Genomic DNA, 26,463 nt, shown 5'->3' with positions numbered 1-26,463 from the left:
TGCGGCCTGAAACTTGTGGCTGAAAGCAAGCATCAACGGATCCGAATAAGGCAAGACCTTTCGCTGAAAGTGCTGATCGGGGCGTTCCTGGCAGCCGGGGCCGTCATCTTCTTGGCAAGGCTGCAAATGACGGGACTTGCCGAAAGGCTGGCGGAGCGCGCCGGCCTGGACGAGGCGCTGTTCGCCAGCGTCCTTCTGGGGGCGGTGACATCTCTCAGCGGGATCGTGGTGTCGGTGACGGCGGCGCTGGACGGCCGCGCCTGGCTGGCGTTTTCGAACAGCGTGGGCGGGATCGCGGCACAGACCGTGTTCCTGGCGCTGGCGGAGATGTTCTACCGCAAAGGCAACCTGGAACATGCCGCCGCCGATTGGGCAACATCTTCCAGGTCGTCGTGCTGATAGTGCTGCTGACCCCGCCCTTCCTTGCAATGCCGACGCCCGAGATGGCGATCGGGGCCGTTCATCCCGTCACCTTTGTGATCCCGTCGGCCTGCGCCTTGGGCCTGGTCGCGGGCTGGCAGGTGCAGCATTCGCCGTTATGGATACCTGCGACACAAAGACCGATCAGCCCGAGGAAGAGGAGACGCGCAAGCCCAGCACGACGCGCCTGTTCCCGACGCTCGCCTTCTGATGTCCCTGATGGGGGGCGCGGGCTATGTCATCGCCCGCAAGGCATCTGAGATTGGCGACCGGGCGCAGGTGTCGGCGACGCTGGTCGGCGTTCCGGCGACCGCGGCGGTCACCTCGCTGCCCAAACTTGCGACGACAGTGGCGGCGGTCCGGCTCGGTGCGCTGCAGCTGGCGGTGGGCGGGAACACGTTCGACGCACTGTTCCTGATCGCCTCTGACGTCGCCTATCGCGAAGGTTCGCTCTATCACGCGGTCCTGCCGCAGAACTATCTCTGGATCGTCTCGGCCCTCCTGATGACCGGCATCCTGATTGGCGGGCTGATCCTGCGACAGCGGCGAGGCCCCGGCCGCATCGGCGGCGAAAGCATGTTGCTGCTGCTCATCTATGCCGGTTCGGTGGCGGTGCAGGTGCTTGTCGCCGGATAAGTCACCGCGGCGCGACGTCCTGCAGGATCATCCCGCTGGCCTGCCGGGCCGGCAGGCGGTTCAGCGGCATCGACAGGTCCTGAGGCGGGACCGCGTAATCCATCCGCTCGACCAGCATGCGAGTGGCGCTGCGGATCGTGGCGACGGTCAGCTGCTCTCCAGGGCAGCGATGCGACCCGGCCACCTTGCCGCCGCCCTGCGGCACGAAGTCGAAGCCCTGGTCGCGCCAATCCGGCGCGCGGTTGGGGTCGAAGGCCATGGGGTCCGGGAATAGGCACGGATCGTGGTTCGTGCCGTGAAGATCCAGAAGAACCCAATCGCCCTTGCTGAAACGGTGGCCGTTCCAGTCGAAGTCGCACAGGGCGATCCCTCCGATGACCGGAAAGAAGGGATAGAGCCGCCGGACCTCCTCGGCGAAGCGTTGGTAGAGGTCGTCGCCACCCCCCTGCAGCGCCGTCCGCCAGTTCGGGTGGTCGTGCAGCGCCAACGCGGCGAATATGACGAAGCGGCCGATGGCAACGATCGGGCGCAGGATGTTCAGAAGCTCGACCGTAGCAGCATCCAGGCTCAGCAGTTGGCAGTCGGCATCCCGAAAGTTGGCGATCCTTGCCGCCGGGCTGGCCCAGCCGTCTTGGGCGCGCAGATCCTTCAGCAGCGTCGCGACGAAGCGCTCGGCCGATCGCCTCCGTGCCAGCGCGGCCACCATGCGCGGCCCCGGATGGCCCGCGTATTCGATCATCGAGGACAACTCTCGGCACAGGCGTTGCGGGTCCACGTCGTCCAGCGGCACGCGGGTCCATCGGCAGGCGGCGCGGGTCAGCACCAGGTTGACCTCATCCAGCAGAACGACCCGCGGCTGGCGCGACCAGCGCAGGATGGCGTCATGCCATTCGGCCTCGAAGACGTATAGGAAGTCGCGTTCGGCCTGGCTGCCCATGAGCAGTTCGATGAACAGCGTCTTGCGATGGTGATGCGCCGCCCCATCCAGCATCTGCACGCTGCCCTTGTCCTGCAACAGCCGCAGGACCGTCGGCGGCATCGCTCCGCGCCGGGTGAAGCAGCCACCGCCATAGAACATCCGCGCCGCCGCCTCGCCCCGCACGCAGGTAACCCGGCGCAACATGATCCGCGTGCGGAAGATGTCCGTCCGAAGCGCGTCGCAGCGCGAGCCGATGAAGCGATAGCCTTCGCGCAGGAACGCCAGCGTCTGGTCGAACCCCGCCGCCCGTGGGACCGTCACGCCGGCGTCCTGCGCGGCAAGATTGCGGTGCCGTCGCGAGAAGGCGAGGTTTCGGTTCGGCGACGGCTCTGGCCCCATGCCACGGCTGCCAGCTGCGGTTTCATTGAGACCGGTCGCCTACCTGGATCAACATTGCGAAGAAGTCGGCGAAGTCCCGGGGTGGAGGCGCTCCGGATCGAGCGGTACACGTCCCCGCAGTCTGCGGTCGCTGCTATCAGGAGCTGAAGATGGATGGGGCGGCGTCCAACTTCGGACGGGGCCGCCGGTAGTCGAATGAACCGTTTGCAGCTTGCGACACAGATCGGCCTCCGGCGGTTATCCTGCACGTCGCAATCTACGGGCTGCCGCAGGCCGCACAAGCCCCGCACCGGACGGGTCCTCAGCGGTCCAACCAGATGCGGCCACGCGAAAGACGCGTCACCTGACCTTCGGCGGTTCCGAAGGTGATCCCGGACAGTTCGGCTCATCGGGGCTTCCTCGGCTGCTGGGTCGCGTCCCGCGCCGAACCAGGGCGCGGGGCGAAAGTTCCAGGATTGATCGTCCGCTTCGCTCCGCGAGCGACCAGTGACCTTCGTGACCCAGAGATACCGCTCCGAAACCCAAGCCCCCCCGTCTCGCGGAGGATCCGGCGTACGGGTGACGATGCGACGGCATCGCATACGGGGAACAGTCCCGGCACATAGATCATGGATTGCGACGACTTACTGAAAATCCGATCCGGGGCGCGGCCGGTGCGCCATAGAAAAGCCTGCGCGACACCATGGGAGGAGCGTAGATGTCGGCAACTCGTTGTCGCAATCCGCGTGCATCAACCAATGGCCGCCGTCGCCTCCGCACCCATCTCATCTCGGTATGACGAACTTGTGTGGCTTATGCCCCTCGCTCCGAACCGTGGGGAGAACATGCCCGACATACACGCTGCAATCACCCCAGCCGATGATGTTCCATCCGGGCGCCGCTGCTCTCGAAATAGAATCAATGCGCATGCTGGCGGCAGATCCGTGCGCCTGCGCCTCGGCGCATTCGGAAACCTGCACGTCATCGGCGACCGGCACGGACATCATCCGTGCCAGCGCCGCGGTGGAGTGCGTGTTGGAACTCGCGGCCGGCCTCCGCGACCTGAGGTGCAGCCGCTTGACGCAGGTGATCCGGCCCGTGCTCAGGGGCGGCAGTCTTCGTGGCTCGCCCCGAGGCGGGTGAGCGGTCTGCTGCACTGGCCATGACGATCGTTCACTGAATACCGAAAGGCGGCGGCAGGCGAGTTGGGGCGTGAGGTCGAAGGCCGGTGGATGCAGGGATCAAGGCGCTTGGACAACCGAAGTGGGCCTGTCAGGCCCACCCCCGCGACCTACTTGGCCTGCTCAGTCGAAGAACGCGAAGTTGTCCTTGGACAGGCTGCCCACGGCGTCCAGCGTGGCAAGAAGGATCGCGTCGACGTTCTGGTCGATCAGGCCGTCGCCGTCGGTGTCCCGGCCGCGGCCATCCTCGTCGAACCAGAGCCGGTGGGCGTCGGTCTCGAAGACGAAGGTGGGGCCGGTCGTGTTCGCCAGGTGGCTTGCCTGGTTCACAAGCTTGAAGTTGAACGAGTCGACGTCGAATTCGGACTCCAGAACCGCCAGCTTGTCCGTGCCCCGTCTGAAGTCCGTGATCGTGTCGTGCGGCCAGTACGGGTTCTGGGACAGGAAGCCGTCGTCGCGTTCAAGAACGAAAATGTCCTGCCCGAGGCCGCCGGTCATCCTGTCGGCACCCGAGTCCCCGTCAAGGATGTCGTTGCCGCCACGGCCGTTCAGGACATCGTCCTGCCCGCCGCCACGCAAGGTGTTGGCAGCCCCGTTACCAAGAAGATAGTCGTCGTGCCCCGACCCGGTGATGTCCTCGACGTTGAAGATGCGGTCGTTCTTGGCCGCGCCCGCATTCGCGGTCTGATTGGCCAGGTCGATATAGACCGACAGGTCCGCGTCGTTGTAATCTAGCCAGTCATAGCCCGCGCCCCCGTCGACGCGGTCCGACAGATAATCCTCGGCGCGATAGAAGGACCCCAGGTGGAAGGTGTCCCGGCCAGCCTCGCCGAACATCCTGTCAGCGCCGTTGCCGTCGTCGAAGACGTCGTTCCCCGCTCCGCCATAGGCATGATCGGTCGCGGGTGAATCGTCGCCGTCGCCATCGGCGAAGGTGTCGTTCCCGGCCCCGCCCCACAGCGTGTCCGCCCCAAGCTGACCGTCGAGCACGTCGTTCCCGCCACCGCCGGACAGGACGTCGTTGCCGCCACCGCCATCAAGGCTGTCGTTCCGGCCCGCCCCCGTCACCCGGTCGACACCGTCGCCGCCGCTGAAGTCCAGCACCTCGAACCCGTCGACCACGGTGCCATTGGCCAGCCGCGTCACCGCCTGCCCCTGGGTCGCCAGGTTGTAGGTGACGCCGATATTGCTGTTCCAGACATAGCCGAAGGTCATGTGGATCGTGTCGACGACGCCCGCGCCGTCTCCTCCGATCGCCCGGTCGCCGATGCCGGCCCAGATGACGTCGCCCCCGGCCCCGCCTTCCAGGTTGTCGAACTCTAGGCCGTCATCGCTGTCCAGATAGTCGCCGGAATAAAGCTCGTCCGCGCCGACGCCACCGCGGACCGTGTCCGAACCCGAGCCACCCGCAAGCGTGTCGCGGCCCTGCGCGCCCTCGACGATGTCGTTGCCATCATCGCCCTTCTGGTGGTCGTTCCCGTCGCCGCCGTAGAGGCGATCATTCAGGTCGCCGCCGGTCATCAGGTCGTCGCCCCGGCCGCCGAAGATCACGTCGTTGCCCTTGGGATACCAATAGTCGTCGCCCTCGTCCCAATCGATGTACCCGACCAGATCGCCATAGAGAGTGTCGTTGCCGTTGCCGCCCTGCAGGGTGTCGTTCCCGTGACCGCCATAGAGGTCGTCGTTGCCACCACGGCCGTCCAGGCTGTCCGCCCCGCGGCCGCCCTGAAGTTCGTCCTTCATCTCCCACCCGCTCAGCCGGTCGTTGAAGTCCGTCCCGCGGATCTCGTAGCGCTCGACATTCTGGACTCGGAAGTTTCCGGGCGCCGCATACGTAGTCAGGTGGTCGCGGGCGTTGAAGATGATCGGCCCGAGCGCGGACTTGTAGCTGATCTCAAGCAGGTCGATCCCCGCGCCGCCGTTGATCCTGTCGCCCGACATCTGCGACATCAGGTCCAGGATGAACCGGTCATCGCCGTTGCCCCCGTCCATCGTGTCGCCGCCAGCGCCGCCGTCAATCGTGTCGTCGCCCTCGCCCCCCAGAAGCAGGTCCGCCCCGTCGGCGCCCGACGAGGTATAGCCGTCACCATAGAGCCTGTCGTCACCATAGCCGCCGACCAGGGTGTCCGAGCCGGCCTGACCTTCCAGGTCATCGTCGCCGAACCCGCCCCTCAGGGTGTCCCGGCCTGCGCCGCCGACGATGTCGTCGTCGCCATAGCCGCCGTCGGCCAGGTCGTTGCCGGCCCCGGCATCGGCATAGTCATCCCCGTCGCGCAGGTTGACGACGTCATTGCCAGACGTGTCGTCCCCATAGTACTGGCCGATCGCGTCGCGATCCGTCCAGCTGTTCTTGCCCGTGAACACGGCCATCGTGCACCTCTTGATCCATGAAATGGTAAAATCGGGTTGTCTGATCGAGGGCGGCCACCGTCATCCGTGATCCGCACCCGGCAAATCGTCATCTGTCGTCAGATCGGCGTCGTCACAAGCGCCGGGTGAGCCGTTCAAGGTAACGGCCACGGTCGGTGGCTGTTCAGGGAGACGCCTTCGGCCGGTCCTGCCGCGGACGTGGCGGCCGAAGCATCCAGGGCCGCCTTTCGGCCATGAGATTTGGGAAAACAGGGACCAGAAGGGCAGGAGAAACGGAAACTGGGACGAGGATCGGCATCATGAGGGTAAGGTTCCCGAACAGGATCACGTCGAACTGATAAAAAAACGGCCAGCATCAGCGCAGGCTTCCGACACTGCCGCCAGTGGCCGATGCTCTTGTGGACAAGACCGGGTTGCAGCGGAAAGGAACGTCAGCTTCTACGCGAGATCCGATCTAGCGATCACGGGACCGTTACGCCAACAAATTCGCCTAATCCCGCTTTAGTTTTGCTTACTGGCCGGGGCTGCAGTTAGTCGAAGACGTCGATGCGATAGCGGTCATGGATGGTTGTGCGGCCTGTCGTCCCAAGCGCGGTCTGGAAGATTTGCATGGCGCTGGTCCCGTCCTGGCTCTCGTCAGTGGACCCAAGCCAGTTGACGCAGACGATCCGCGGCCGCCGCGCAAGAAGCCATGCCGCCAGCTGGTGGATATCGGCCTCGCCCAGGAAGTAGAGCACCTCGGACAGCAGGACCAGGTCGGGTTGCAGGGCGGGAAGTTCGGCGGGGATGCAGGCTTCGCAGACGCTCACATGCGGATGCTCAGCGACCGCCTTCCGCGCCAGGGCGACCGCCCTGGGGATGCAGTCCACTCCGATCAGCCTGTGGCAGCGCGGGGCAAGCAGCGCAAGAAGCGTCCCGTTCCCGCAACCGATCTCCAGCGCGTTCCTGAACGGACCTTCGCCCACAGCCGCCAGCGTCGCGGCGAACTTCGACTGCTCGTAGGGGCTGGTGCGGTGGTTCCAGGGATCGTCGGACCCCGCATAGAGCGAGTCCAGATGCCGAAGGGTACTCTCAAGGGGCAAGAAATACCTCCGGCTCGGTCAGGAACAGGCGCTGCAGTTCCGGCTCCATGGTGAAGCCGTCAGGGTCGTCGGGGATCAGTCCGGTCATCTGGCTTTCATGGCAGGCAAGGGCGGCGGCCTTTTCCGGGCGGTCGGCGCAAAGCCGGAATCCGGTCGCCGGAAACGGCAGATCGGGGCGCAGGCGTCCCCAGATTGGATAGGCCAAGTGGCGCAGATCCGGCCGCGACCGCGCCAGCGTATCCGCCAGCCTGGCGCAGGACTGGTGGTCGACATGCGGGTCGCCCGACCAGGTGGACAGGAACAGCGCGCCCTGCGGCACCAGCGCCGAGACCTGCGCGACGACCGGGCCGCCATCGGGCGCCGCACAATCTGGGAAGCCCAGGTGGTGGACCTCGATCGGGCCCAGACGGGCCATGGCGTCCGCCAGTTCCTTCCGCCGCTGCGCCACAAGCCGAGGCTTGGGCCACAGGACGGAGCCCGGATGCGACCGGTGACCGTCCGTCACGCAGATCACCCGGCAGTCGACGCCCAATGCCGCGGCCTCGGCCAGAAGCGCGCCGCAGCCCAGGGTCTCGTCGTCGGGATGGGGCGCGAGGACGACAAGCGCCTGCCGCCCGTCCAGCAGCCCAGCCGCATCGACGCGCACGAAACCATCCACGGGCTGCAGGCGCATCACGGCCATCGCCCGCCCTCGACCATCCGGTCCATGACGGCCTGCGACAGACCGTCCGGGTTGGCCTGGCGCAGATAGAAGCCAAGGTCGCGGCGGATGCGCTCTGCCGGGTGCCCCTGCATGAAGGACGCCGCACCAAGCGCATCGTCCATCGCGGCCAGAAGCGCCTTTGCCTCGTCAGCGACCACGAGGCGCGCCAGGATGGACGTGTCTGCAGCCGAGGCAGGCGCGCCCGGAACCTCGACCCCGCGGGCGGCATCTTCCAGCCAGAGCCGCGAGGTTTCGCAGGCCACCACCATCCGGCGCAGGCGCAGCGATTGCAGCGGGGCAGAGGCCTGGCCACGCCGCTGAAGCTGCGCTGCCGCGACCTTTGTCAGGGTCCGCATGGCGCCCATCTGCACCGCGGCATAACGCCAGACGCCGCCCTGGAAGTGCGGCTCGGCCAGATAGTCTCCGGGCCGGCCCAACGGCACTGCCTCGGACGCGTCCAGACCATCCAGATCGCAGCGTCCCGACGCGGTCGAGGACATGCCGGACGGGTGCCATTCCTCGGGATAGAGCCGCCCGGCCAGCTGCGCGCGCGTGAACAGCAGAAGCTGCGGCCTGTCGCCGTCGCGCACCGACACGATGGCCCGGTCAAGCACGTCGGCGCCGCTGGCAAACAGCTTCGCGCCCCGCACCGTCCCGGCGTCAACGACTGCCGGGTGCGGACCGTCCGCGCCCCAGATGCCGAAAAGCGCGCCGGCGGACAGGTCGGCAAGCAGGCGCTCTTTCGCCGGGCCGGCATAGAGGTGCACCAGCTTGACGGCATTGACATGGCCCTCGAACAGCCGCCCCGCGGACAGGCTGGCGCCGCCCACGGCGCCCAAGGCCGACAGCAACTCCAGCGGGTCCTCCGGATGGTGGGCAAGGTCGCGGCAGGCCGCCAGAAGGCCGCTTTCCCGCAAGGCGGCGACAAGTGTCGCGCCAGTCGGCCCGTCCCGACCATCTTGGGGCGCATTGTCCAGCAGGGTGACAGCGCGACCGATTTCAGGTCGCATCGGTCAGCCCGCTCCGCATGAAGGGCCGGACCTCCTCTGCCAGGAAGACCGCAAGGCCGGGCAGCGCGCGTTCCAGATCCGACGCCCGCTGCGCAGGTCCGTGGGGAACCGAGCGGTCGGGCCAGAGGACGTGTTGCCCATCGCGGGCGGCTTCCCAAAGGCTCTCGATATGCGGTCTGGTCAGCATGGCCTGATCGGCCACAGGATCCGGGCTGAGGCTGCGCGCCCTGAGGCAGGCCGCCATGCCGCCCACGGCGCGGCCGTCCAACCGGCCCGACACAGCGGCACGCATGGCGGGGCAGTACCGCACCCGCAGGCCTTGGGCCTCGACCCGGTGGACCAGCGCCCGGTCCTCGCCGAAACCGACCGGGGGCAGGCCGCCGATGGCGTCATAGGTGCTTGTCCGCATCGCCAGGGTGGCCCCGGATTCCATGTAGTGCGGCCGTGTCCGGCCGCCCTGGCGCCCGCCCAAGCGGTCGGACGCGTAGCGGATCTCGTGCATGATGCAGCCGTACTTCCTCTCGATCCGGGCGATCCGGCAGCCAGCGGCTTCAGCCGGCAGTTCCTCGACGTCGATCGCGCCGCAGACCAGTTCGGACGTCGCCAGCCCCTGAAGGCTGGCCCGAAACCAATGAGGGGCCACGACGGAATCCGCGTCGGTGGTCATCAGCACGCCTTGCGGCGCCCGGTCGGCAGCCATTTCCATGGCCAGGCGCCGAGCGCCCCCGGCATTCGCAAGCGGCGGCGGCAAGGTGACCTCCTGCACATGAAGGCCGATGGACAGGCTGCAGGCAATGCTGTCGATCCGCGCAATCGTCCGGTCGCTCGAGTTGTTCACCAGAACGACGGCCGAAACGGGCAGCGCGACTTCCCGCGCGGCCCTGTCGAGTGCCAGCAGCGCCGACTGAATGCGGCTTTCCTCATCCTTGACGGGAATGGCGACGACGATCCGGTCGATGGGCGCATGATACGATGGCATTTGGTCCTGGGCGCAAGCTTTGGCCATGAACGCGCCCGAGATCAGGATGTTCCAGCGGCGCCACCAATGATGCGGTGACTGCACCGAAGTCGCACGTTCGGCAGCAGTCCCAGGCGCATCTTGCCAGAGCGTATGCCCTGCCGGCCCTCGATTCAGGCGGCCAGCCCGGCATAGATGCCGTTCAAGGCCGTCAGCTCGGCGTGGCTGCCGATCTCGACGATGCGACCCTCGGCCATCACGACGATCCGGTCGGCGTTGCGGATCGTGCCCAGCCTGTGGGCGATGACCAGGGTCGTCCTGCCCACCGACAGCGCGTCCAGCGCGGACTGGATTTCACGTTCGGTCTGGCTGTCCAGCGCGCTGGTCGCCTCGTCCAGGATCAGGATCGGCGGGTTCTTCAGGAACGCCCGGGCGATGGCCACCCGCTGCTTCTGGCCGCCCGAGAGCATCACGCCGCGTTCGCCGACCAGCGTGTCCAGCCCCTGAGGCAGCGCCGCGATCAGCGACGTCAGCTGCGCCTGCGCGGCGGCGTGCCTGATGTCGTCCTCGGATGCCTCCAGGCGGCCATAGGCGATGTTCTCGCGCAGCGTGCCGCCGAACAGGAACACGTCCTGGCTGACCAGCCCGATCTGCCGGCGCAGGCTGTTCAGGCGCATCTGCGGCAGCGCCAGTCCGTCGATGGTGATCCGCCCCTCGGCCGGTTCATAGAACCGTGGCAGCAGCGCCAGAAGAGTGGTCTTGCCCGCGCCGGACGGGCCGACGAATGCCACGGTCTCGCCCGCGCGGATCGACAGGTCGATCCCCGTCAGGATCGGCCGCCCCTGCTCATAACCGAAGCCCACGTTGTCAAAGCGGATGTCGCCTCGCAGCGCGGGGGCATCGACCGCGTCCGGGGCATCGGCGATCTCGGGGTCGGTGGCCAGCAGTTCCTGGAAGCGGCGAAAGCCCGCGATGCCGCGCGGATAGGTCTCGATCACGGCCGCAATCTTCTCAAGCGGGCGATAGAAGACGCTGACCAGCAGCAGGAAGCCCACGAAGGCGCCGGTGGTCAACTGGCCCGACAGCACGAAGCCCGCACCGACCACCATCACGATGACCTGCACCAGCCGCAACCCCATGTATTGCAGCGCGGTCGAGGCCGCCATGACGCGATAGGCGTCCAGCTTGGCCTGGCGGTAACGTGCGTTGTCGGCGGCGAACAGGTGGCTCTCGTGGCTTTCGTTGCCGAAGGCCTGCACGACGCGGACCCCGCCAAGCGCTTCTTCAAGCCGGACGTTGAAATCGCCGACGCGGGCATAGATGGCGCGCCAAGTGCGCGTCATCCGCCCGCCATAGAAGATCACCAGCGCCAGCATCGCCGGCACGATCAGCGCCACGATCACCGCCAGCTGCGGATTGATCCAGAACATCAGGACGAAGGCGCCGACAAAGGTCATGATGGCGATGAAGGCGTCCTCGGGGCCGTGATGGGCGACCTCGCCGATCTCTTCCAGGTCGCGGGTCACGCGGGCGACCAGCTTGCCGGTGCGGGCGCGGTCGTACCAGCGCCAGGACAGGCGCGTCAGGTGGTCGAAGGCCTGGGCGCGCATCATCGTCTCGATATTGATGCCCAGCTTGTGACCCCAATAGATCACCACCGTCAGCAGCCCCGCATTGATCGCATATAGGACCAGCAAGCCGATGGCCGCCGCGACCGTCAGCGTCCAATCGCCCCGCGGCAGCAGGTGATCGATGAAGCCGGTGACCGCCAGGGGAAAGGCCAGCTCCAGCAGCCCGGTCAGAACCGCGCAGCCGAAATCCAACCAGAACAGACCCATGAAGGGGCGGTAATAGGAAAAGAAGCTGCGCATGGTCGTGTCTTTCAGGCGGGGATGGCGACGGGCAGGCCATCGTCTCGGGTCAGGACCTGCATCGGCAGGCCATAGATGGCTTGAAGCGCTGCGGGGCGCATCAGGTCGGCGGGGCTGCCCTGCAGGACCAGCCGGCCGGCCTTCAGCGCGACGACATGGTCGCAGAAGCGGGCGGCCATGTTGACCTCGTGCAGGACGATGACGGCGCTGCGGCCTTGGGCATGGCACATGCGGCGGACAAGGTCCATCACCTCGACCTGGTGGGAGATGTCCAGTGCGCTGATCGGTTCGTCCAGCAGCAGCGTTCCCGCCTGCTGGGCGACCATCATGGCCAGCCACACGCGCTGGCGTTCGCCGCCCGACAGCGTGTCCACCAGACGGTCAGCGAACCGTGTGACGCCGCATTCCTCCATCGCCGCCGCCACGGCCGCGTGATCGGCGGGACCAAAGCGGCCAAGCGCGCCGTGCCAGGGATAGCGGCCAAGCGTGACAAGCTCTCGGACCAACATCCCTTCTGCGGGGGGCGTGGTCTGGGGCAGGAAGGCCAGCCTGCGGGCGTGGTCCCGGGCGCGCCAGTGTGACAGGGGGCGACCCTCAAAGGCGACATGACCGTGGGCTGGCATCTGCCGCGCCAGCACCTTCAGCAGCGTCGATTTGCCCGAACCGTTGTGCCCGATCAGCGCGATCACCCGGCCCGCTGGCAGATCCAGCGTCAGGTCGTCCAGAAGGCGGCGGCCCGGCACCTCGACCGACAGGTTGCGTATCTGAAACAGCGTCATCCGGGCCTCCTTGTCATCAGCCAGATCAGCCAGGGCGCCCCGATCAGCGTCGCAAAGAGGCCGAGCGGCAGCTCGTAGGGGAAGCCCGCCATCCGGGCGCCGAAGTCGGCCACCAGCATCAGCCCCGCGCCGATCAGCGCCGACCCGGTCAGGTGGTCGGCGGGTCGCACCAACCCGACGCGGCGCGACAGGTGCGGTGCCATCAGCCCCACGAAGCTGAGCGGACCGGTGATGACCGTCGCGGCGCCCGTGGCGGTCCCGGCCATGATGATCAGCACCAGCCGCGCCAGCCTCAGGTTCACCCCAAGCCCGCCCGACACCGACGGCCCCAGGGGCAGGACCGACAGCCAACGTGACGTGGCCAGCCCACCCAGCCAGATGGCGACCGCCAGCGCCGCCAGTGAGAGTGCGCCCGCCAAGCTGACCGTGCTGGTCGCGCCGCTCAGCCAGGTCAGGATCGCCCATGATCTGGCGTCTCCCACGGCCATCGTCGCGGACAGCACAGCCGAGGCGAAGGCCGAGACTGCGATGCCCGCCAGCAGCACGCGTTCGGCCGGCATGTCGCGCCGCGCCGTGAAGGCCAGCAGCAGCGCCAGCGCCAGCGCGCCCCCGGCCATCGTCCCCGATGTCAGCATCAGGCCCGAAGGTGCCGCGACCGCGAAGGTCACCGCCGCGAAGCCAAGCGATGCCCCGCCCGAGACGCCGAGTACCTCGGGCGAGGCCAGCGGGTTGGCCGTCAGCCGCTGGAGCATCGCGCCCGCCAGCGCCAGCGCGGCGCCGGACGCCGCCGCCGCGACCAGGCGCGGCAGGCGCATCGGAAGGAATGCGGCCATGCTGCCGGGATCGAGGACCGCCCAGCCCCCCGGCACCCGGCCGATCCACAGCAGCAGAGCGGCCGCCGTGATCAGGCCCAGGCCCACGACCGCCAGAAGCCGGCCGGGACACGACAGGCGCGGAGCGGTCCCCTCGGCAGTCTCGGTCCCCGGCGGGGTCGATCCGCGCAGGCGCGGCAGCAACCAGATCAGCAGCGGCCCGCCCACCAGACCGGTCAGCGCGCCGGTCGGGAACATCTCGCCGCCAGATCCCTCCACGGCCAGCACCAGCCCGTCGCAGATGGACAGCACCAGCGCGCCCACCAGCGGCGACCACAGCAGCAGCGGCCCGATGCCCCGCGCGCCCATGCTGCGCGTCAGCGCCGGGGCGGCCAGACCGACGAAGGCGATCAGCCCCAGCTCGGCCGACACGCTGGCCGCGACCGCGACCGCCAGCACCACCGCCGCCAGCCGCACCAGCGCGACGTTCAGGCCCAGCCCCGCCGCACCTTCGGCGCCAAGCGACAGGACCCGCAGGGGCCGGGCCAGCGCCCCGGCCGCCGCCCCGCCAAGCGCCAGCACCGCGGACAGGTTCCGCACCCCCGACCAGTCCTGCTGGACCAGCGACCCGCCGTTCCAGATCACCAGCGACAGCAGATATTGCCCCTGCGCCAGCGTCACAGCCGTCGCCACGGCCGAGGCGGTCAGCCCGACCAGCATTCCCGCGATCACCATCGTCACCGGCGCAAAGGCGCGCCGCGCCCCGATGGTCAGCACCAGCCCCGCCGCCGCCAGCCCGCCCGTCATGGCGATGGGCCAGCGACCGCCGGCCAGCAGATCGGGCGCGAAGATCGTCGCCATCACCAGCGCCAGCTGCGCGCCCGATGAAATGCCAAGCGTCGTCGGATCGGCCACCGGGTTGCGCAGGACGACCTGCAGGATCGCGCCCGACAGGCCCAGTGCCGCCCCCGCCAACAGCGCGATCACGCCCCGCGGCATCAAGCCGAAGCCCATGCGGATCTGCCCCAGGCTCATGCCCTCGGGGTCCAGCGGCCAGCCGGGCAAAGGCAGCTGCCGCGCCGCCAGCAGCCACAGCAGGCAGGCGGCAGCCGCGGCCAGCGGCAGGATGGTGCGGGTGGCGGTCATCTCAGGCGCGTCCGTCAAGGGTGTCTGCCAGCAGCCCGGCAAAACGCAGCGCGGCCGGGACGCCGCCGAACGCGTTGACCTTGGGCAGCTGGTGCACCCGGCCTTCGGCGACCTGAGGCAGCGCCTGCCACAGGACGCTGCGGGACAGGCCGCGCTGCGCCTGTAGCGGTATCGGGCCGACGATGACCAGCCGGGCCTCGGGCATCTTCGCCAGACGCTCGATGGGAACGGGAGCCATGAAGCTGAACGCGGTCTTGCCGGTCCAGGCATTGGTCAGGCCAAGGCGGTCCAGCGTGCTGCCGAACAGGCTGTCGAAGCCAAATGCCCGCAGATGACGGGCGTCGCCGATGTCGACCAGGGCCACCGGGCGGTCGGAGTGCCGCGCCAGCCGCGCGGCGGCGGCGTCCAGCGCCCTGTCGGTCTGTTCCAGCGCGACCTTGCCGGCCGAGGGGTCGCCCACATGTTCGGCCAGCGTCGTCAGCGCCGCCATCGCTTTGGGCAGCGGCGGTTCTTCCGGCAGGAAGAATGGCAGCGACAGGACCGGCGCCAGCCGGCGCAGCCGGTCTTCGTAGCGCGTGTAGTAGGGCGAACTGAGGATCAGCGACGGGCGCGTCAGCTGCAGCAGCTCGAAGTTCGGCGCACCGCGCAGGCCCAGGTCGACGACCTCGGGCGGGATGCGCGGGCTGACGACGTCGGCGCGATAGCGGATCAGCTCGCATGCAGCGACTGGCATGTGGCCGATGGCGACGGCGGTTTCCAGCATCGCCCAGTCGATGGCGGCCAGGCGCGGGGGCTCGGCCGCCCGCAACGGCGTGCTCGCCGCAAAAAACGCCCCGGCGGCGGTCAGAAGGGTTCGACGCGAGGGCCCGAGGGATGAGGCCCCGCTGCTTACCACTTGTAGGCCACCTTGGCGCTGACCGTGCGCCCTTCGCCATAGTAGCAGCCGAACGATCCGCAATTCGCCAGATACACCTCGTCGGTGATGTTGTTGACGTTCAGCGTCGCCTCGATGTTGCCCTGCGTATAGCTGGCGCCCAGGTCGACCAGTGTCACGCTGTCGAGGTCGAACCTGTTCGCGAAATCGCCCTTGCGCGACCCGATATGCCGCAGACCGCCGCCGGCCCGGAAACCGTTGTCGAAATCGTGGTCCAACCACAGGCTGGCCAGGTGACGCGGCGCGTTCGGCAGTTCAAGCCCGTCTTCGGGGCCACCGACCTGCTCGGTCTTGTTATAGGCATAGCTGGCGCGGACGTCCCAGCCTTGCGTCAGTTCGGCCGTGGCCTCCAGCTCCAGGCCCTTGGACTTCACCTCGCCGACCTGACGGCGGACGCCAGAGCCTAGATTGCGGGTCAAGTTTTCCTGCGTGAGGCCGTAAATCGCGGCGGTGAACAACGCGTCGTAATCGGCCGGCTGGTACTTGGCGCCCAGCTCCCACTGCTCGGCCTCGGTCGGCTTCAACGTCTCGCCCGTGGTGTCGTCGATGCCGATCTCGGGATCGAAGGAGGTGGAGTAACTGGCATAGGGCATCACCCCGTTCGCCATGACATAGGACAGGCCCGCGCGGCCGGTCCGGGCGCTGTCGGACTGGTCGATCACCTCAGTGCCATTTTCGCCGGTCTGCTTGGTCCAGTCCTGCCGTAGCGCCAGCGACCCCCGCCAGGCACCCCACGAGATCTCGTCCTGAAGGTAGAGGCCGACCTGCCGCTGCTTGATGTCGCTGACGTTTTCGTACCACGGCACGGGGTCCGGGGTTGCGCCATAGACCGGGTCGGACCAGTCGATCGGCACGGCCGTCAGGAATTGCGTCGTCGTTTCGGCATCGAACTGCCGGATATCCAGCCCCACCAGCACGTCATGCGTCACCGTGCCGGTGGTCAGCGTGTTCGACAGGCGGGTATCCAGGTTGATCCCGGTCGTGTTCTCCAGCTGATGGTTCGCACCGCGGGTGACGGCGGTGCCGTCGGGGGTCAGGCCCTGGTCCTCCTCGGGCTGGTCTCGGTCCAGACGAATATAGTGGCCGGTATACTCCCAATCGAATTTCTCGAAACGAAAGCCTTGGTCCAGGGTCCAGCCGCTCTCCAGTTCGTGGCTGATCTCGACGCCGAAGTTCGCCATCTTTCGGTCGCTGTCGTCAAAGCCGGGCTCTCCGAAATAAACCTCGCGAAGGTCCTTCTCATCTGTGATCCGCGTCAATGGGAAGGGCACGCCCGGAGGCGAGATCGGCGCGTCCTTGGTATAGGACCCGATCACGTCGATCGTGGTGACCGCGTCGGGCGACCAGCGCAGCGCCGCGCCCAGATATCCGCGCTTGTTGGTCAGCTCGTCGATCTGGGTCTTCATGTCGCGCGCGATGCCGGTCAGGCGCCAGGACAGCACCTCGGAGGGCGCCCGGTTCACGTCGAAGAACAGTTGGCCAGAACCGTTGCTGTCATAGCCCAAGCCAGCCTCGCCGAAATCGGTGGACTGGGCGCGCTTCTGCACCTGGTTGATGATCCCTGCTGGTGAGCCCGCGCCGTAGAGCGACGAGTTCGGCCCCCGCAGGACTTCGACCTGCTGGACGCCATAGGTCTCGAACGCGGGCGCGCCCATGTAGCGCAGCTGGCGCAGGCCGTTCACGTATTGCGCCCGTTCGCCGGGAAAACCGCGAATGGTCGGATCGTTGAAGCGCGGATCGGCGCCGACCGGCTCTCCCAGGACGCCGGCGGTATAGTTCAGGGCCTGCCCAAGGTTCCGGGCGCCCTGATCCTCGATCTGCTGGCTGGTGACGACCGAGATCGACTGCTGCGTTTCGGCCAGCGGCGTATCGGATTTCGTCGCTACCTGGCCGTAGGTGGCGATGTAACCTTCCTGCTGGGCCGCGGTGTCCGTCGTCGCGGTCAGCACGATCGGGTCCAGGACGATCGGCTGCCCGACGTCCTGTGCCATCGCTCCGGTGGCCGAGAGGGCAAGAAGGCTGGCGCCGGAAAGGCAGATGGAACGGGCAGAGGGAAGCATGATTGGCCTGCTGGTTGACGGATTCGCATTTATCTGACTAATTTGCTAAGGATAGTCAACCTGCCCTGACCGGCAGCGAATCAAAGGGGGCGGAGACGCCGCGGCAGGCCGGAGGATGCATGTCTCATCTGCGGAATTTTCGGGCGGCGGGGACAATCCCGAAGTCTTCCGGCACGGCGGCGGCGGCGCTGAAGGCCCGCGCCTCGGCGTGGGAGGTGCCCGTGGTCGAAGATCCGGACAGCATGTCGATGCACCTTTGGGGCGGCGAGCTGCGTCTGACGCGCCAGACCGACGGCCTGCGCATCGACCTGCTGGCGCCCGAGGAGCGGCTGGTCGGCGCGCTTCGCGAAACCGCAACAGAGCTTTTCGGCGAGGTCGGCCTGACGGTGCGGTGGGATCACGTCGATGTGGGTGCGCTGGCGCCGGGGCTGTCGTTGATGCGGGTCGCGGATGTCGCCCACCGGTCACCGAACTTCCTGCGGGTGCGTCTGACCGGGTCTGAGGCGGCCCGGTTCGGCACTGGCAGCCTGCACTTCCGGCTGCTTCTGCCGCCGCGCGGACGGACACCCATATGGCCGCGCGTGGCCGAGACCGGCCGCACCGTCTGGCCAGAGGGCCAGGACGCCATGCACCGGCCGGTCTATACGGTCGCGGCGCATAGGGCCGACTGGATCGACTTCGACATCTTCCGCCATGCTGACAGCCCGACCTGCATGTGGGCCGAAGGCGGACCCATCGGGCAAGAGGTCGGCGTCCTGGGGCCGGGCGGCGGCTGGTGCCCCGACGCGCGCAGGCTGTGGCTGTTCGGCGACGAGACCGCCCTGCCCGCCATCGCGCGGATGCTGGACCTGACGCGGGCGCCGGTGCAGGCGGTCCTGCGCTCTGCCGCCGGGGATCTGGGTCCGCTGGCCGAAAATCCCGCCGTCAGGCGCTGCGACGACCTGATTGCCGCGCTGGAGGCGGTCGAGGATTTTGACGGCGGCCAAGTCTGGTTCGCCGCCAGCACCGCCGAGGCGCGCGAGGCCAGGACCCTGCTGCTGCGCCGTGGACTGCCGAAGACGCAGTTCACCGCCGCAGGCTATTGGGCCGGCCGCGTCGAATGACCGGCCGCCGGACGGTGTCTGAAGTGACGTTCAGCCGGTGACGCTGGCCTTGTCGCGATCCGCCGGGCTGACCGGCTGCGGATCGGGGACATAGGTCGGCAGCCAGGCCGACAGCTCCTTGAGGATGCGCGCCGGAAGGTCGCCGTCGCGATCCGCAACTTCGGTTTCCACGGGCAGGACGTCGTTCGCGATCAGGATCTTGCCAAAGTCGGTCAGCGCCGCCCGGCCCCTGACGCTGTTGTGGCGCTTGAAGCGGGCCTTGAAGATGGCGCGGCCGTCATCGTCGAACAGCGACCAGGCCAGCTGCGCCATCACTTCGGTTTCGACCTCGGGCCGGGCGGCGATCGTGGCGTGCAGCGCACGCACGGAAAGGCGCGTGGCATCGTCGATAGTCTCAATACGACTGCCGTCCTCGATCCGCGACACGGTCTGCCGGACGGCCTCTCTCAGCAGGGGCGCGGGGTCCAAATCGATCTTGTTGAGGGCATGCAGCTTTCGCGCCGTGATCTTGTTCCTGCTGGCCAGCGCCCGGAGGTGGTCGGGGGTCATGTCCGCCGGCCTCTCGGAAGAAAGCGCCATGAAGTCGCCGACCAGGACCGAAGGCGGCGTGACCTCGGCGTGCTGGGGCACCGGCTCGTCGGGGTCGACGTTGCGGACCAGGCGATGCAGGCTGGGCGCCCGAAGGTCGCGGTTGGCGAAGAAGTCGTCCTCCAACGTCCTGGCCGCGATCAGGGACAGATAGCCGATATGGGTCGGCAGCCGGGGCACGTGCCGGTTTCGCTGCCGGATATCCTCGGCCTCGCGAAAGGCACCTTCCTCGGACAGGTCGAAATAGTGGCCCTTCATCTTGTGCAGCAGGATCGACGCGATCGCCTGGTCGTGCCGGTGGTCCGAGAATTCCGGATAGGGCTGGCCAAGCTCGTCGGGCTGATCGGTCAGCATGCGCGGATCGCGCGCAAGCGCCAGCCAGGTTTCTAGGAACTCGAAGGCTTCGGCCGACGGCATGAACAGCGCGGGACAGGCATTGATCTGCGGCGCCAGGCGCATTTCCTTGGTATCGGCATCGGCAAGGATGAAGCAGTCGCGCTTGGTGTACTGCCCCTGGATCAGCCAGGTCAGCCGGCTTCCAAGGATGAAGCGCTTGGGCATCATCGCCGTCAGCTCGGCCGCCGCGTGCGGGAAGGACGGGAACGGGTGGAACGACCCGGCCTTGTATCGCCCCGCATCGTTGTAGATGACGATGTCGTCCTGACCGACCTGCCGCAGCTTTTCAAGGATGATGTAGGGCTTCCACAGCCAATAGCCCGCGCCCCGCGGCTGTTCGAGAATGGCCCTGTTCTCGGCCCAGAACGGTGTCTCGCGCAGCATAGCCTCGGTATAGTGGGTCGCGGTGTCGAAGCCCGCTGCCAAGGCGCTTTCGCAATAGTTGTCGGCGTTCGTCGCGAAGGGCTCGACCCCGTTGCTGTAGACAATGAAGTGGGACTTGCCGATGCGGGAATTCGGATACACGACGGGGCCACCCTTGTTGCCTGGCGTTGTCATCGGCCCCGAGCCACAATCAGAACGCGAAGCAGCTAGGGGATTGGTAGTCCGGTCGGCCCTTCTGGGCAAGCATTCCGACGCGAATGACGGACAGCCTTTGCGGCTATGATCGCCCTTCCGCCGCGCCCAGGGCGTCTGCCGTCTGCTCGGCAAGACGGATTCCCGCCTGGTTCATCGTCAGATAGGTATAGTCCGCGCCCGCATCGCGGGCCTGCGCCTGCTGCGCCTCATAGAGCGCATGCGTCACGATCGGCCCTTTGAAGCCGCGACTTCGCAGGGCGCGCGCGGCGGTGACCTTGGCTTCGATGTCGTCGATGGCCAGGATCACCGCCCTCAGCCGGCCGAGGTCGCAGTTGCGCCAGAAATTGGCGTCCTCGGCATCGGCGAAAGAGACGTTTCGCCCTGCCTCCTGGTGCGATTGGACCTTGTAGACATCGGCGTCCAGGCCAAGTGGTCTGAGGCCCTGCTGTTCGATCGACCGATAGGCCGCACCGCCCGTCCTGCCCATTCCGAAGATCAGCACCTCTGCGTCGCCCATGTTCTTGGGCTGTTCGTCAGGGTGGACGATGTCTCTCTCGAACCTCTGCAACTGGGTGCCGAAGCGGGCGAACAGGGGATGCGCCAGGCGGTTGAGCGGCGCCGAGATCACGAACGACAGCGCCATCGCCACCGCCAGCGGCACAAGATATTCGGGCAGCACCCGCGCCGCGACGATCAGCCCGAATTCGGAGTATGCCGTCAGGCTGAGCGCGCTGAGAAACGCGCTGCGCGCCCGCAGCCTGAACATGATCAGCAGCGCAAAGAACAGCGCCCCCTTGAGCGCCAGCGCCGCGGCGGCCGCCAGGGCAAAGACCATCGCCGCCCCGTCCGGCAGGCCGGTCAGCCCGACCTGCAGGAAGAAGCCGACCAGGAAGATCTCTTTCAGCGCCCACAGCGACCTTCCAAGTTCCTTGGCCCGCTTGTGCGTGGACAGCAGCACGCCCATCACCAGGGCGCCGATTTCAGGCGACAGCCCAAGCGCACCGAACCCCGCGCCGCCGATGACCAGCGAGAGCATCATCCCCATCAGCACCAGCAGTTCGTCATTGCCGGCCAGGCTGAGAAGCCAGTGCAGGACCGGCCGCAGCAGCGGAAGCGCGACGATCGACAGCGCCCAGATGGTCGGCGTCTGACCGGACCACGCTGCCAGCACGACCAGCGCGATGATGTCCTGCACGATCAGGATGCCGATGGCCGTGCGGCCATGGAAGACGCCAAGCTCTCGTTTGCTTTCCAGAAGCTTCGCCGCCAGCACGGTCGAGGAAAACGACAGCGCGATCGCCAGCAGAAGGGCCGTGTTCCAGTCGTCCGCCATGAAAAGTCCAATGACAGGGGCAAGCAGCGCCACCGACAAAAGGAAGTGCAACAGCGCGCCGCCAAGCACCTGGGGCTGTGCGATCTGTTCAAGCCTCAGCTTCAGCCCGACGGTGAACAGAAGCATCAGCACGCCCAGATGAGCGACGTGCTGAAGCGCCTCCCCGGTGTAATGTGGCAAGCCGAAGGTCGGCGTCAGAAGGTTGATCCCGAAACCGGCCGCAAGAAATCCCACCAGCGGCGGCAGCCCGACCTGCCGCGCAGCCAGCCCGAAGACCAGCGCAAAGCTGATAGTGACCACCTCGAACAAACCGCCTGCCCCCGCGCCGCTGCAATTGCGGCTCAGCTTGCAGAGCCAAGGCTGTCCCCGCAAGGCTCTTGCCGATTCACGGTCCTGGGGAACATCTCCGGCCTGTCCCGGTTCACCGGCCTCGCACAGCGTACGGCCGCCCCTCATCCGCGGCCCGCAGCGATGATCGAAAGGATTGATGACGATGACCGAGTTCGAACCCACGCGTCGGGCGCTTCTTGCCGGTGCCGCAATGGCGGGGGCCGCGACCGCCACCGGCACGGCCTTTGCCCAGGACAGCAGCGACAATGGCGGCGACCCGTTGACACGGCAGGCCGCCGATTTCCCGAAGCCGCCCTATCCCAAGCAACAGCAGCCCTGGCCCGGCCTTGCCCAGAAGATGGAGCCGCGCCCCGACCACGGCGAAGAGTCCTATCGGGGCAATGGCAGGCTTCGCGGGATGCGGGCCCTGATCACCGGCGGCGACAGCGGCATCGGTCGCGCCACGGCCATCGCCTTCGCCAAGGAGGGGGCCGACGTCGCCATCGCCTATCTTCCCGAGGAAGAGCCCGACGCCCAGGACGTCAAGCGGGTGGTGGAAGACCAGGGGCGGACATTCGCCGCGTTCCCGGGCGATCTTCGCGACCAGAGCTATACCAAGGGCCTTCCCGAAAAGGTCGTGCAAGAGCTTGGGGGCCTGGACATCCTGGTCAACAACGCCGCCTACCAGCAATGGGTGCCCGGTCTGGAAGAGCTGTCTGACGAGCAGTTCGATCAGACGATGCAGACGAACCTCTATGCGATGTTCTGGCTGACGAAGGCCGCCCTGCCCCATCTGAACCCCGGAGCGTCGATCATCAACACCTCGAGCACCGTGGCCGCGGACGCGCCCGAGATCCTGATCGACTATTCGATGACGAAATCCGCGATTCTCAGTTTCACCCGGGCCATGGCCAAGCAGCTTGCGTCCCGCGGCATCCGCGTGAACGCTGTGACGCCAGGTCCGATCTGGACGCCGCTGCAGGTCGCCGGTGGCCAGAAGCCCGAGAATATCGTCGACTTTGGTGCCAATACACCAGCGGGACGGGCGGGACAGCCGGTCGAACTTGCGCCCCTTTATGTCGCCCTGGCTGATCCCGCCTTCAGCTACTCTACCGGCCAGGTCTTCGGAGCCACCGGCGGCAGCCCCCAACCGGCTGGCTGACCGGCATATGCAATGGGTGTCTGCACCACACCGAGTGTCAAGCGGCCAAAGGCCAGTCGGCGATATCGGGCGACGGGGCGTACCCATTCATATGAGTTCTGGAACGGGCGCATCACCCCGGCAACATCCACACCTTGCAGCCATAGACCTGCATCAACGCCTTGAACGACCCCCTCCTGCGCCCGTGTCGAAGGCGCAAGATGGTCCTGCCGGATGATCGCGAACCTTGTCTACTGTCCTGCGGCTTGACCGTTTGCGGCAGGACATGTCGGCAAGGCACACGTTGAAGATGACGCGTCTCCTGATGATGTACCAGCTGATGCGGTCTATCACCATAAGAGATGCGGCTGCAGCTTGCCTTCGGCGGTCTGCACTTCCGCGATGTCGATGTGAAGAAAGTCGATCGGATAGCGTGCGAGGCGCTACCGTTTTGGCTTGTTTCCTTCCTGTTCAGGCAAGCGTGATAGTTCCTGCCGCCGCAGGCAGCAATGCAAGGCCAAGCGCGTCAAACATGCTGTGGGGGATCGCGCCGCCTTGAGGCAGTCATCCGGCGTCCGCAGCGTCTGGCGCCGGAAGGCCGCAACCCTCGCCTCTTCGGCCTTGGACAAGACCGTCGAGCGCGGTTCCTTCGTCAGATCGCGTCCGGTCTTCGAATCTTCCAAACGTCGCCCCCTTACGTCATTTCGCCACCGCCTTTGGATTGATCCCCGGCTCTCGGCAAAACGTCGCGAGCGACGCGTGCGATCGTTCGGGCGCTATAACCAACGACGGGCAGCCGTCACTATTGTGGTTCGGGTGGCGTGCGTGGTCGTGGCGCTTCCGTGACGACCTTATCCCAACGGGCACCCTTCCATTTCCAAAAGAGGATCGCACCGTCGAACCAATGAATCAGATACCTAGCTGGCTCAGCCAGCATTCGGATGAGCCGCTGCGAAGAATACTGCAGCAACATCAAGCGTCACTTCGAGCTTGGTGGATCACCGTTAGATGCATGCCTCATACGGCTCGAACAGCAGAGACCGCTCGCGGCTTTTACGCCGCCCGCGCCTCCCAATCCGCATCGCAGTTCCTGCGCCTCCTCGTGTCGTGATGGTCATATCGAGGGGGTTCAGCAGACAACACTTCAGTATTTTCAGCTCTGGCTGATTTCTGCAAAAGATATTCGTTGCCTCAGGCAGGCCTTGATTCATCGAAGCGCCTTGCGGCCGTTGGGATCTCGAAAGCGCCCCCTCAGGCTGCCTCTGGCGGCCCTCATGGCGAAAGCATCGTGAGCCGAAAGATATCAGGAGGAGGTGGCGGGAACCGCAGCGACCGCGACGGCGTCAGATTTCCCGAAAGCCTGATCAATCAGGTGGGTACCGGGTAACGTGACCAAGGCCACGACAGAGCCAGCACCCTCGGAAAACTTATAGGCCAGTGGAAAAATGGCCGTGCGCGAGAAGAGCAGAAGCCCGCCAGCGTGAAATTTAAGAGTATCCGGGCGCCAATTCAAGCCCGCCTGTCGACCTTGAGTGCGACTGGACCTGTCGCTTGTTGTGCCCCTCTGGGTGCTTGTTCAGGCTGTGTGCTTCTCAAAGCTGAATGCCGACACGAGCTATGGAAGCCGTTGATGTGGCGGAAGATGGCTGTCTCAGCCTGGCTGTGCATTTCCCACGAGTTGCGCCAGATCAACTCGGCCTTGATGGTTTTGAAGGCGGTCTCGACGGCGGCGTTGCCGCAAGAGTTGCCTCTGCCGCTCATTGACAGCTCTCGGTCATGGTCGCGCAGGAAGTTCTGGTTGTGGTGCGAACAGCCGCGGTCGCGGTGGAAGATGCAGCTCGGTGTGGGAATCGCAGAGCGATGGCCATCTTCAAGGTCCGGATCGCCGGATCATGCTTCATCCGGTTGCTGACGGTCCAGCCGAGGACCCGCCTTGGATGCAGGTCCAGGATCACCGTGAGATTTAGCTAGCTTTTGCGGGTCGGGATGTAGCTGATGTCGCCCGCCCATTTCTGGCGGGGCCGATCCGCAGTGAAGTCACGGTTGAGCAGGTTCGGTGCCACGATCGCTGTACGTGTTCGCGTCAAATGTGCGGGCCTTCCGCGACGATCCCGTTCTCGTGCATCAGTCGCCCCGATCGGCAATGGCCTTACATCGAAGCCGGCTTCCTTCAGTTCTCCGGACATGCGCGGGTGGCCATAGCTGCCCAGGCTCAGGCGCGACTCTTCCTCGCTATGGACCAGAACAGCCATGTCCATGTGCTGCCGGCGTCTGGCCGCGCAGCTGCGAAAGGCTCGCAACCCGCGCGGGCTGGCAGAGCCGGTTGATCGGAAAGGCCCCGCGCTATTCTTCGACGAACCTAAACCTCAAGGCTTCCGGCTTCCGAAGACCTCAGTGGCCTTTCTCGGTCTCCCTCTTGCTGGGGGGGGAGAAAGTCCCCAGACTGCTTCCTGATCCTTGCAAGTCCTTGAGGATGCGTCGCGCAGGTGCTGCTCATTCTCCTGGGCTCCTCTGCTGAGGCCACATCTGGATCGCAAGGGGCATTCGCCCACTTGTTCAAAGTCGACACGCCAACCCCCCGGATCATCTGCGATCCGACGTCGGGAAGGTCCATTGGTCAGGGCAATCTGCACTGCATCTTTGCCAAACTCCTCCGTCTGGCTTATGCTCATGATTCATCTCCTTTGCTGCACATGATGCCATCAAGGGAGCGGCACCAAACCGCGACAGGTCCAGAAAGGCCCCTAGCAGGCCGCTGAAGTCGTTTGCCCTTAAGACAATCTGAAGAACATGGTTCACCCTTGGCACGGCAACGGTGGAGGGCGATGATGCGCGAGACAAACAAGATGAGCAGGTCGTTGTTTAGTTCTGTCGATCTGGAGGGACGCATCCCGGCTCGACACCGCTGCGCTGAATCCGGCAGATGGTGAAGTAAGCCATCAAGGGCGCCATCGGTTCGAGCCCGATGGCGAACGCGCTTGCCAGGCTCGATACCAAGTTCGCGGCGCTCTACACCGACTCCGGCCGCCCCTCCAGTGCCCCGCAACGGCTGATCCGGCCAGCCTGTTCCCGGTCCGTTCCGAGCGGCAACTGATGGAGCAGATACAGTATGACCTGCTGTTCCGGTGGTTCGTGGCACTGGGCATCGACGACGAGGTCTGGGTAAAGGGCGTCATCCCAGAACGGGCGAAGCCCCAAGCCGAAGGCCGACGGTGTTCACGAAGAACCGCGACCGACTGCTGACCATCGAGATGTCGCGAGAGGTGATGGCATACGTCGGGCAAACAGCCCCCGCACTGTTTGTTGACCCTCCTCATTCCTGGCGCACCGTGAGGTCGCGCCGTTCTTCTCGAATGTGCATTTCGCTGCGCGGTCCTTCGGTTCTTGGTCGACGGCACGCTGGTCAAGGCCGTGGTCTCGATGAAGAGCTTGCAGCCCAAGCCTGAAATCATACTCCTGATGATGAGGATCCGGGCGATCCGCCCTCGCCAGACATGATCACCGCCGACCGACCTGAAGCATCCCGAGCCAGGACCACCTTAATGTCCCGAAAGCGGGGCCGGCAACCAGAAGGGCGGCGGCAAGAGGCTTGAGCATTTACATGTTCCTTGCTTGGGCGTTGTTGCAGAACTCTGTCTGCGAAAGATTCCCATCGCAATTCCCTGTGGTTAGACGAGGTGCATGAGCAAGCCTCCATCCGCCCGCTACCGCACGACGAACTGGTCCAGCTACAC

17 protein-coding genes and 2 pseudogenes are annotated in these 26,463 nt (G+C 66.3%); 5 read left to right on the top strand and 14 right to left on the bottom strand.

All coding sequences use genetic code 11. The annotated features are described in order from the left end of the window. Positions 1-15: 15 nt before the first annotated feature. Together OC184_RS11735 and OC184_RS11730 are read left to right on the top strand one after the other, a co-directional pair. Positions 16-399: a hypothetical protein gene (locus tag OC184_RS11735; protein WP_407674402.1), complete on the top strand. Its 384-nt coding sequence runs from the start codon at positions 16-18 to the stop codon at positions 397-399. Between the two features lie 231 nt (positions 400-630). Next, a complete protein-coding gene (locus OC184_RS11730) occupies positions 631-1,056 on the top strand; it encodes a hypothetical protein (RefSeq protein WP_265507377.1) in 426 nt (141 codons plus the stop codon). A 1-nt stretch (position 1,057) separates the two neighbouring features. On the opposite strand, the gene OC184_RS11725 is transcribed toward OC184_RS11730, so the two are convergent. The 11 genes from OC184_RS11725 to OC184_RS11675 form a co-directional block, all read right to left on the bottom strand. Beyond that, positions 1,058-2,296 carry a cytochrome P450 gene (locus tag OC184_RS11725; protein ID WP_265507376.1) on the bottom strand — a complete coding sequence of 413 codons (1,239 nt, stop codon included), beginning with the start codon at positions 2,294-2,296 and terminating at the stop codon, positions 1,058-1,060. Between the two features lie 1,361 nt (positions 2,297-3,657). Next, positions 3,658-5,904: a calcium-binding protein gene (locus OC184_RS11720; protein ID WP_265507375.1), complete on the bottom strand. Its 2,247-nt coding sequence runs from the start codon at positions 5,902-5,904 to the stop codon at positions 3,658-3,660. A gap of 530 nt (positions 5,905-6,434) precedes the next feature. Then, positions 6,435-6,986 (bottom strand): SAM-dependent methyltransferase, encoded by a 552-nt coding sequence (locus tag OC184_RS11715; protein WP_265507374.1) that lies wholly within the window; start codon positions 6,984-6,986, stop codon positions 6,435-6,437. Next, positions 6,976-7,668: a PIG-L deacetylase family protein gene (locus OC184_RS11710; RefSeq protein WP_265507373.1), complete on the bottom strand. Its 693-nt coding sequence runs from the start codon at positions 7,666-7,668 to the stop codon at positions 6,976-6,978. The genes OC184_RS11715 and OC184_RS11710 overlap by 11 nt, the downstream gene beginning before the upstream one ends. After that, entirely contained in the window at positions 7,659-8,699 is a 1,041-nt protein-coding gene (locus OC184_RS11705; RefSeq protein ID WP_265507372.1) for an acyl-CoA dehydrogenase family protein, read from the bottom strand. Before OC184_RS11705 ends, OC184_RS11710 begins: the two co-directional genes overlap by 10 nt. Continuing rightward, on the bottom strand, positions 8,689-9,678 hold the full coding sequence (locus tag OC184_RS11700) for a glycosyltransferase (RefSeq protein ID WP_265507371.1): 990 nt from the start codon (positions 9,676-9,678) through the stop codon (positions 8,689-8,691). Before OC184_RS11700 ends, OC184_RS11705 begins: the two co-directional genes overlap by 11 nt. A 152-nt stretch (positions 9,679-9,830) precedes the next feature. Further along, a complete protein-coding gene (locus OC184_RS11695) occupies positions 9,831-11,528 on the bottom strand; it encodes an ABC transporter ATP-binding protein (protein WP_265507370.1) in 1,698 nt (565 codons plus the stop codon). An 11-nt stretch (positions 11,529-11,539) separates the two neighbouring features. Further along, complete coding sequence (locus tag OC184_RS11690) at positions 11,540-12,307, bottom strand: ABC transporter ATP-binding protein (protein WP_265507369.1); 768 nt, start codon at positions 12,305-12,307, stop codon at positions 11,540-11,542. Then, positions 12,304-14,265 carry a Fe(3+)-hydroxamate ABC transporter permease FhuB gene (fhuB, locus tag OC184_RS11685; RefSeq protein ID WP_265507368.1) on the bottom strand — a complete coding sequence of 654 codons (1,962 nt, stop codon included), beginning with the start codon at positions 14,263-14,265 and terminating at the stop codon, positions 12,304-12,306. Before fhuB ends, OC184_RS11690 begins: the two co-directional genes overlap by 4 nt. A gap of 1 nt (position 14,266) precedes the next feature. Next, entirely contained in the window at positions 14,267-15,160 is an 894-nt protein-coding gene (locus OC184_RS11680; protein WP_378926824.1) for an ABC transporter substrate-binding protein, read from the bottom strand. Next, positions 15,154-17,259, bottom strand: a complete 2,106-nt coding sequence (locus OC184_RS11675; protein WP_265507366.1) for a TonB-dependent siderophore receptor — start codon at positions 17,257-17,259, stop codon at positions 15,154-15,156. The genes OC184_RS11680 and OC184_RS11675 overlap by 7 nt, the downstream gene beginning before the upstream one ends. Positions 17,260-17,378: 119 nt before the next feature. On the opposite strand from OC184_RS11675, the gene OC184_RS11670 reads away from it, so the two are divergent. After that, the gene (locus OC184_RS11670) at positions 17,379-18,362 is read left to right on the top strand and encodes a siderophore-interacting protein (RefSeq protein WP_265507365.1); all 984 of its coding nucleotides are present in this window, start codon (positions 17,379-17,381) and stop codon (positions 18,360-18,362) included. 30 nt (positions 18,363-18,392) lie between these two features. On the opposite strand, the gene OC184_RS11665 is transcribed toward OC184_RS11670, so the two are convergent. Continuing rightward, complete coding sequence (locus OC184_RS11665; RefSeq protein ID WP_265507364.1) at positions 18,393-19,871, bottom strand: hypothetical protein; 1,479 nt, start codon at positions 19,869-19,871, stop codon at positions 18,393-18,395. A gap of 136 nt (positions 19,872-20,007) precedes the next feature. Continuing rightward, entirely contained in the window at positions 20,008-21,558 is a 1,551-nt protein-coding gene (locus OC184_RS11660; RefSeq protein WP_265507393.1) for a cation:proton antiporter domain-containing protein, read from the bottom strand. 193 nt (positions 21,559-21,751) lie between these two features. On the opposite strand from OC184_RS11660, the gene OC184_RS11655 reads away from it, so the two are divergent. Further along, positions 21,752-22,750, top strand: a complete 999-nt coding sequence (locus OC184_RS11655) for an SDR family oxidoreductase (RefSeq protein ID WP_265507363.1) — start codon at positions 21,752-21,754, stop codon at positions 22,748-22,750. Positions 22,751-24,238: 1,488 nt separating this feature from the next. On the opposite strand, the pseudogene OC184_RS11650 reads toward OC184_RS11655, so the two are convergent. Next, positions 24,239-25,401: pseudogene (locus OC184_RS11650) on the bottom strand (IS3 family transposase). A 156-nt stretch (positions 25,402-25,557) separates the two neighbouring features. On the opposite strand from OC184_RS11650, the pseudogene OC184_RS11645 reads away from it, so the two are divergent. Next, positions 25,558-26,096 (top strand): annotated as a pseudogene (locus OC184_RS11645) (transposase); the annotation flags it as partial. Positions 26,097-26,463 lie beyond the last annotated feature (367 nt).

This window comes from Paracoccus rhizosphaerae (assembly GCF_026162645.1).
Lineage (GTDB): Bacteria > Pseudomonadota > Alphaproteobacteria > Rhodobacterales > Rhodobacteraceae > Paracoccus > Paracoccus rhizosphaerae.
Note: the sequence above shows the minus strand (reverse complement) of the source record. Positions and strands in the feature narration are given on the sequence as shown.

Coding starts and splice junctions, on each gene's coding strand:
- OC184_RS11730 (WP_265507377.1), top strand. CDS start 631: ATGTCCCTGATGGGGGGCGCGGGCTATGTCATCGCCCGCAAGGCATCT.
- OC184_RS11720 (WP_265507375.1), bottom strand. CDS start 5,904: ATGGCCGTGTTCACGGGCAAGAACAGCTGGACGGATCGCGACGCGATC.
- OC184_RS11710 (WP_265507373.1), bottom strand. CDS start 7,668: ATGGCCGTGATGCGCCTGCAGCCCGTGGATGGTTTCGTGCGCGTCGAT.
- OC184_RS11705 (WP_265507372.1), bottom strand. CDS start 8,699: ATGCGACCTGAAATCGGTCGCGCTGTCACCCTGCTGGACAATGCGCCC.
- OC184_RS11700 (WP_265507371.1), bottom strand. CDS start 9,678: ATGCCATCGTATCATGCGCCCATCGACCGGATCGTCGTCGCCATTCCC.
- OC184_RS11695 (WP_265507370.1), bottom strand. CDS start 11,528: ATGCGCAGCTTCTTTTCCTATTACCGCCCCTTCATGGGTCTGTTCTGG.
- OC184_RS11690 (WP_265507369.1), bottom strand. CDS start 12,307: ATGACGCTGTTTCAGATACGCAACCTGTCGGTCGAGGTGCCGGGCCGC.
- fhuB (WP_265507368.1), bottom strand. CDS start 14,265: ATGACCGCCACCCGCACCATCCTGCCGCTGGCCGCGGCTGCCGCCTGC.
- OC184_RS11675 (WP_265507366.1), bottom strand. CDS start 17,259: ATGCTTCCCTCTGCCCGTTCCATCTGCCTTTCCGGCGCCAGCCTTCTT.
- OC184_RS11670 (WP_265507365.1), top strand. CDS start 17,379: ATGTCTCATCTGCGGAATTTTCGGGCGGCGGGGACAATCCCGAAGTCT.
- OC184_RS11655 (WP_265507363.1), top strand. CDS start 21,752: ATGACCGAGTTCGAACCCACGCGTCGGGCGCTTCTTGCCGGTGCCGCA.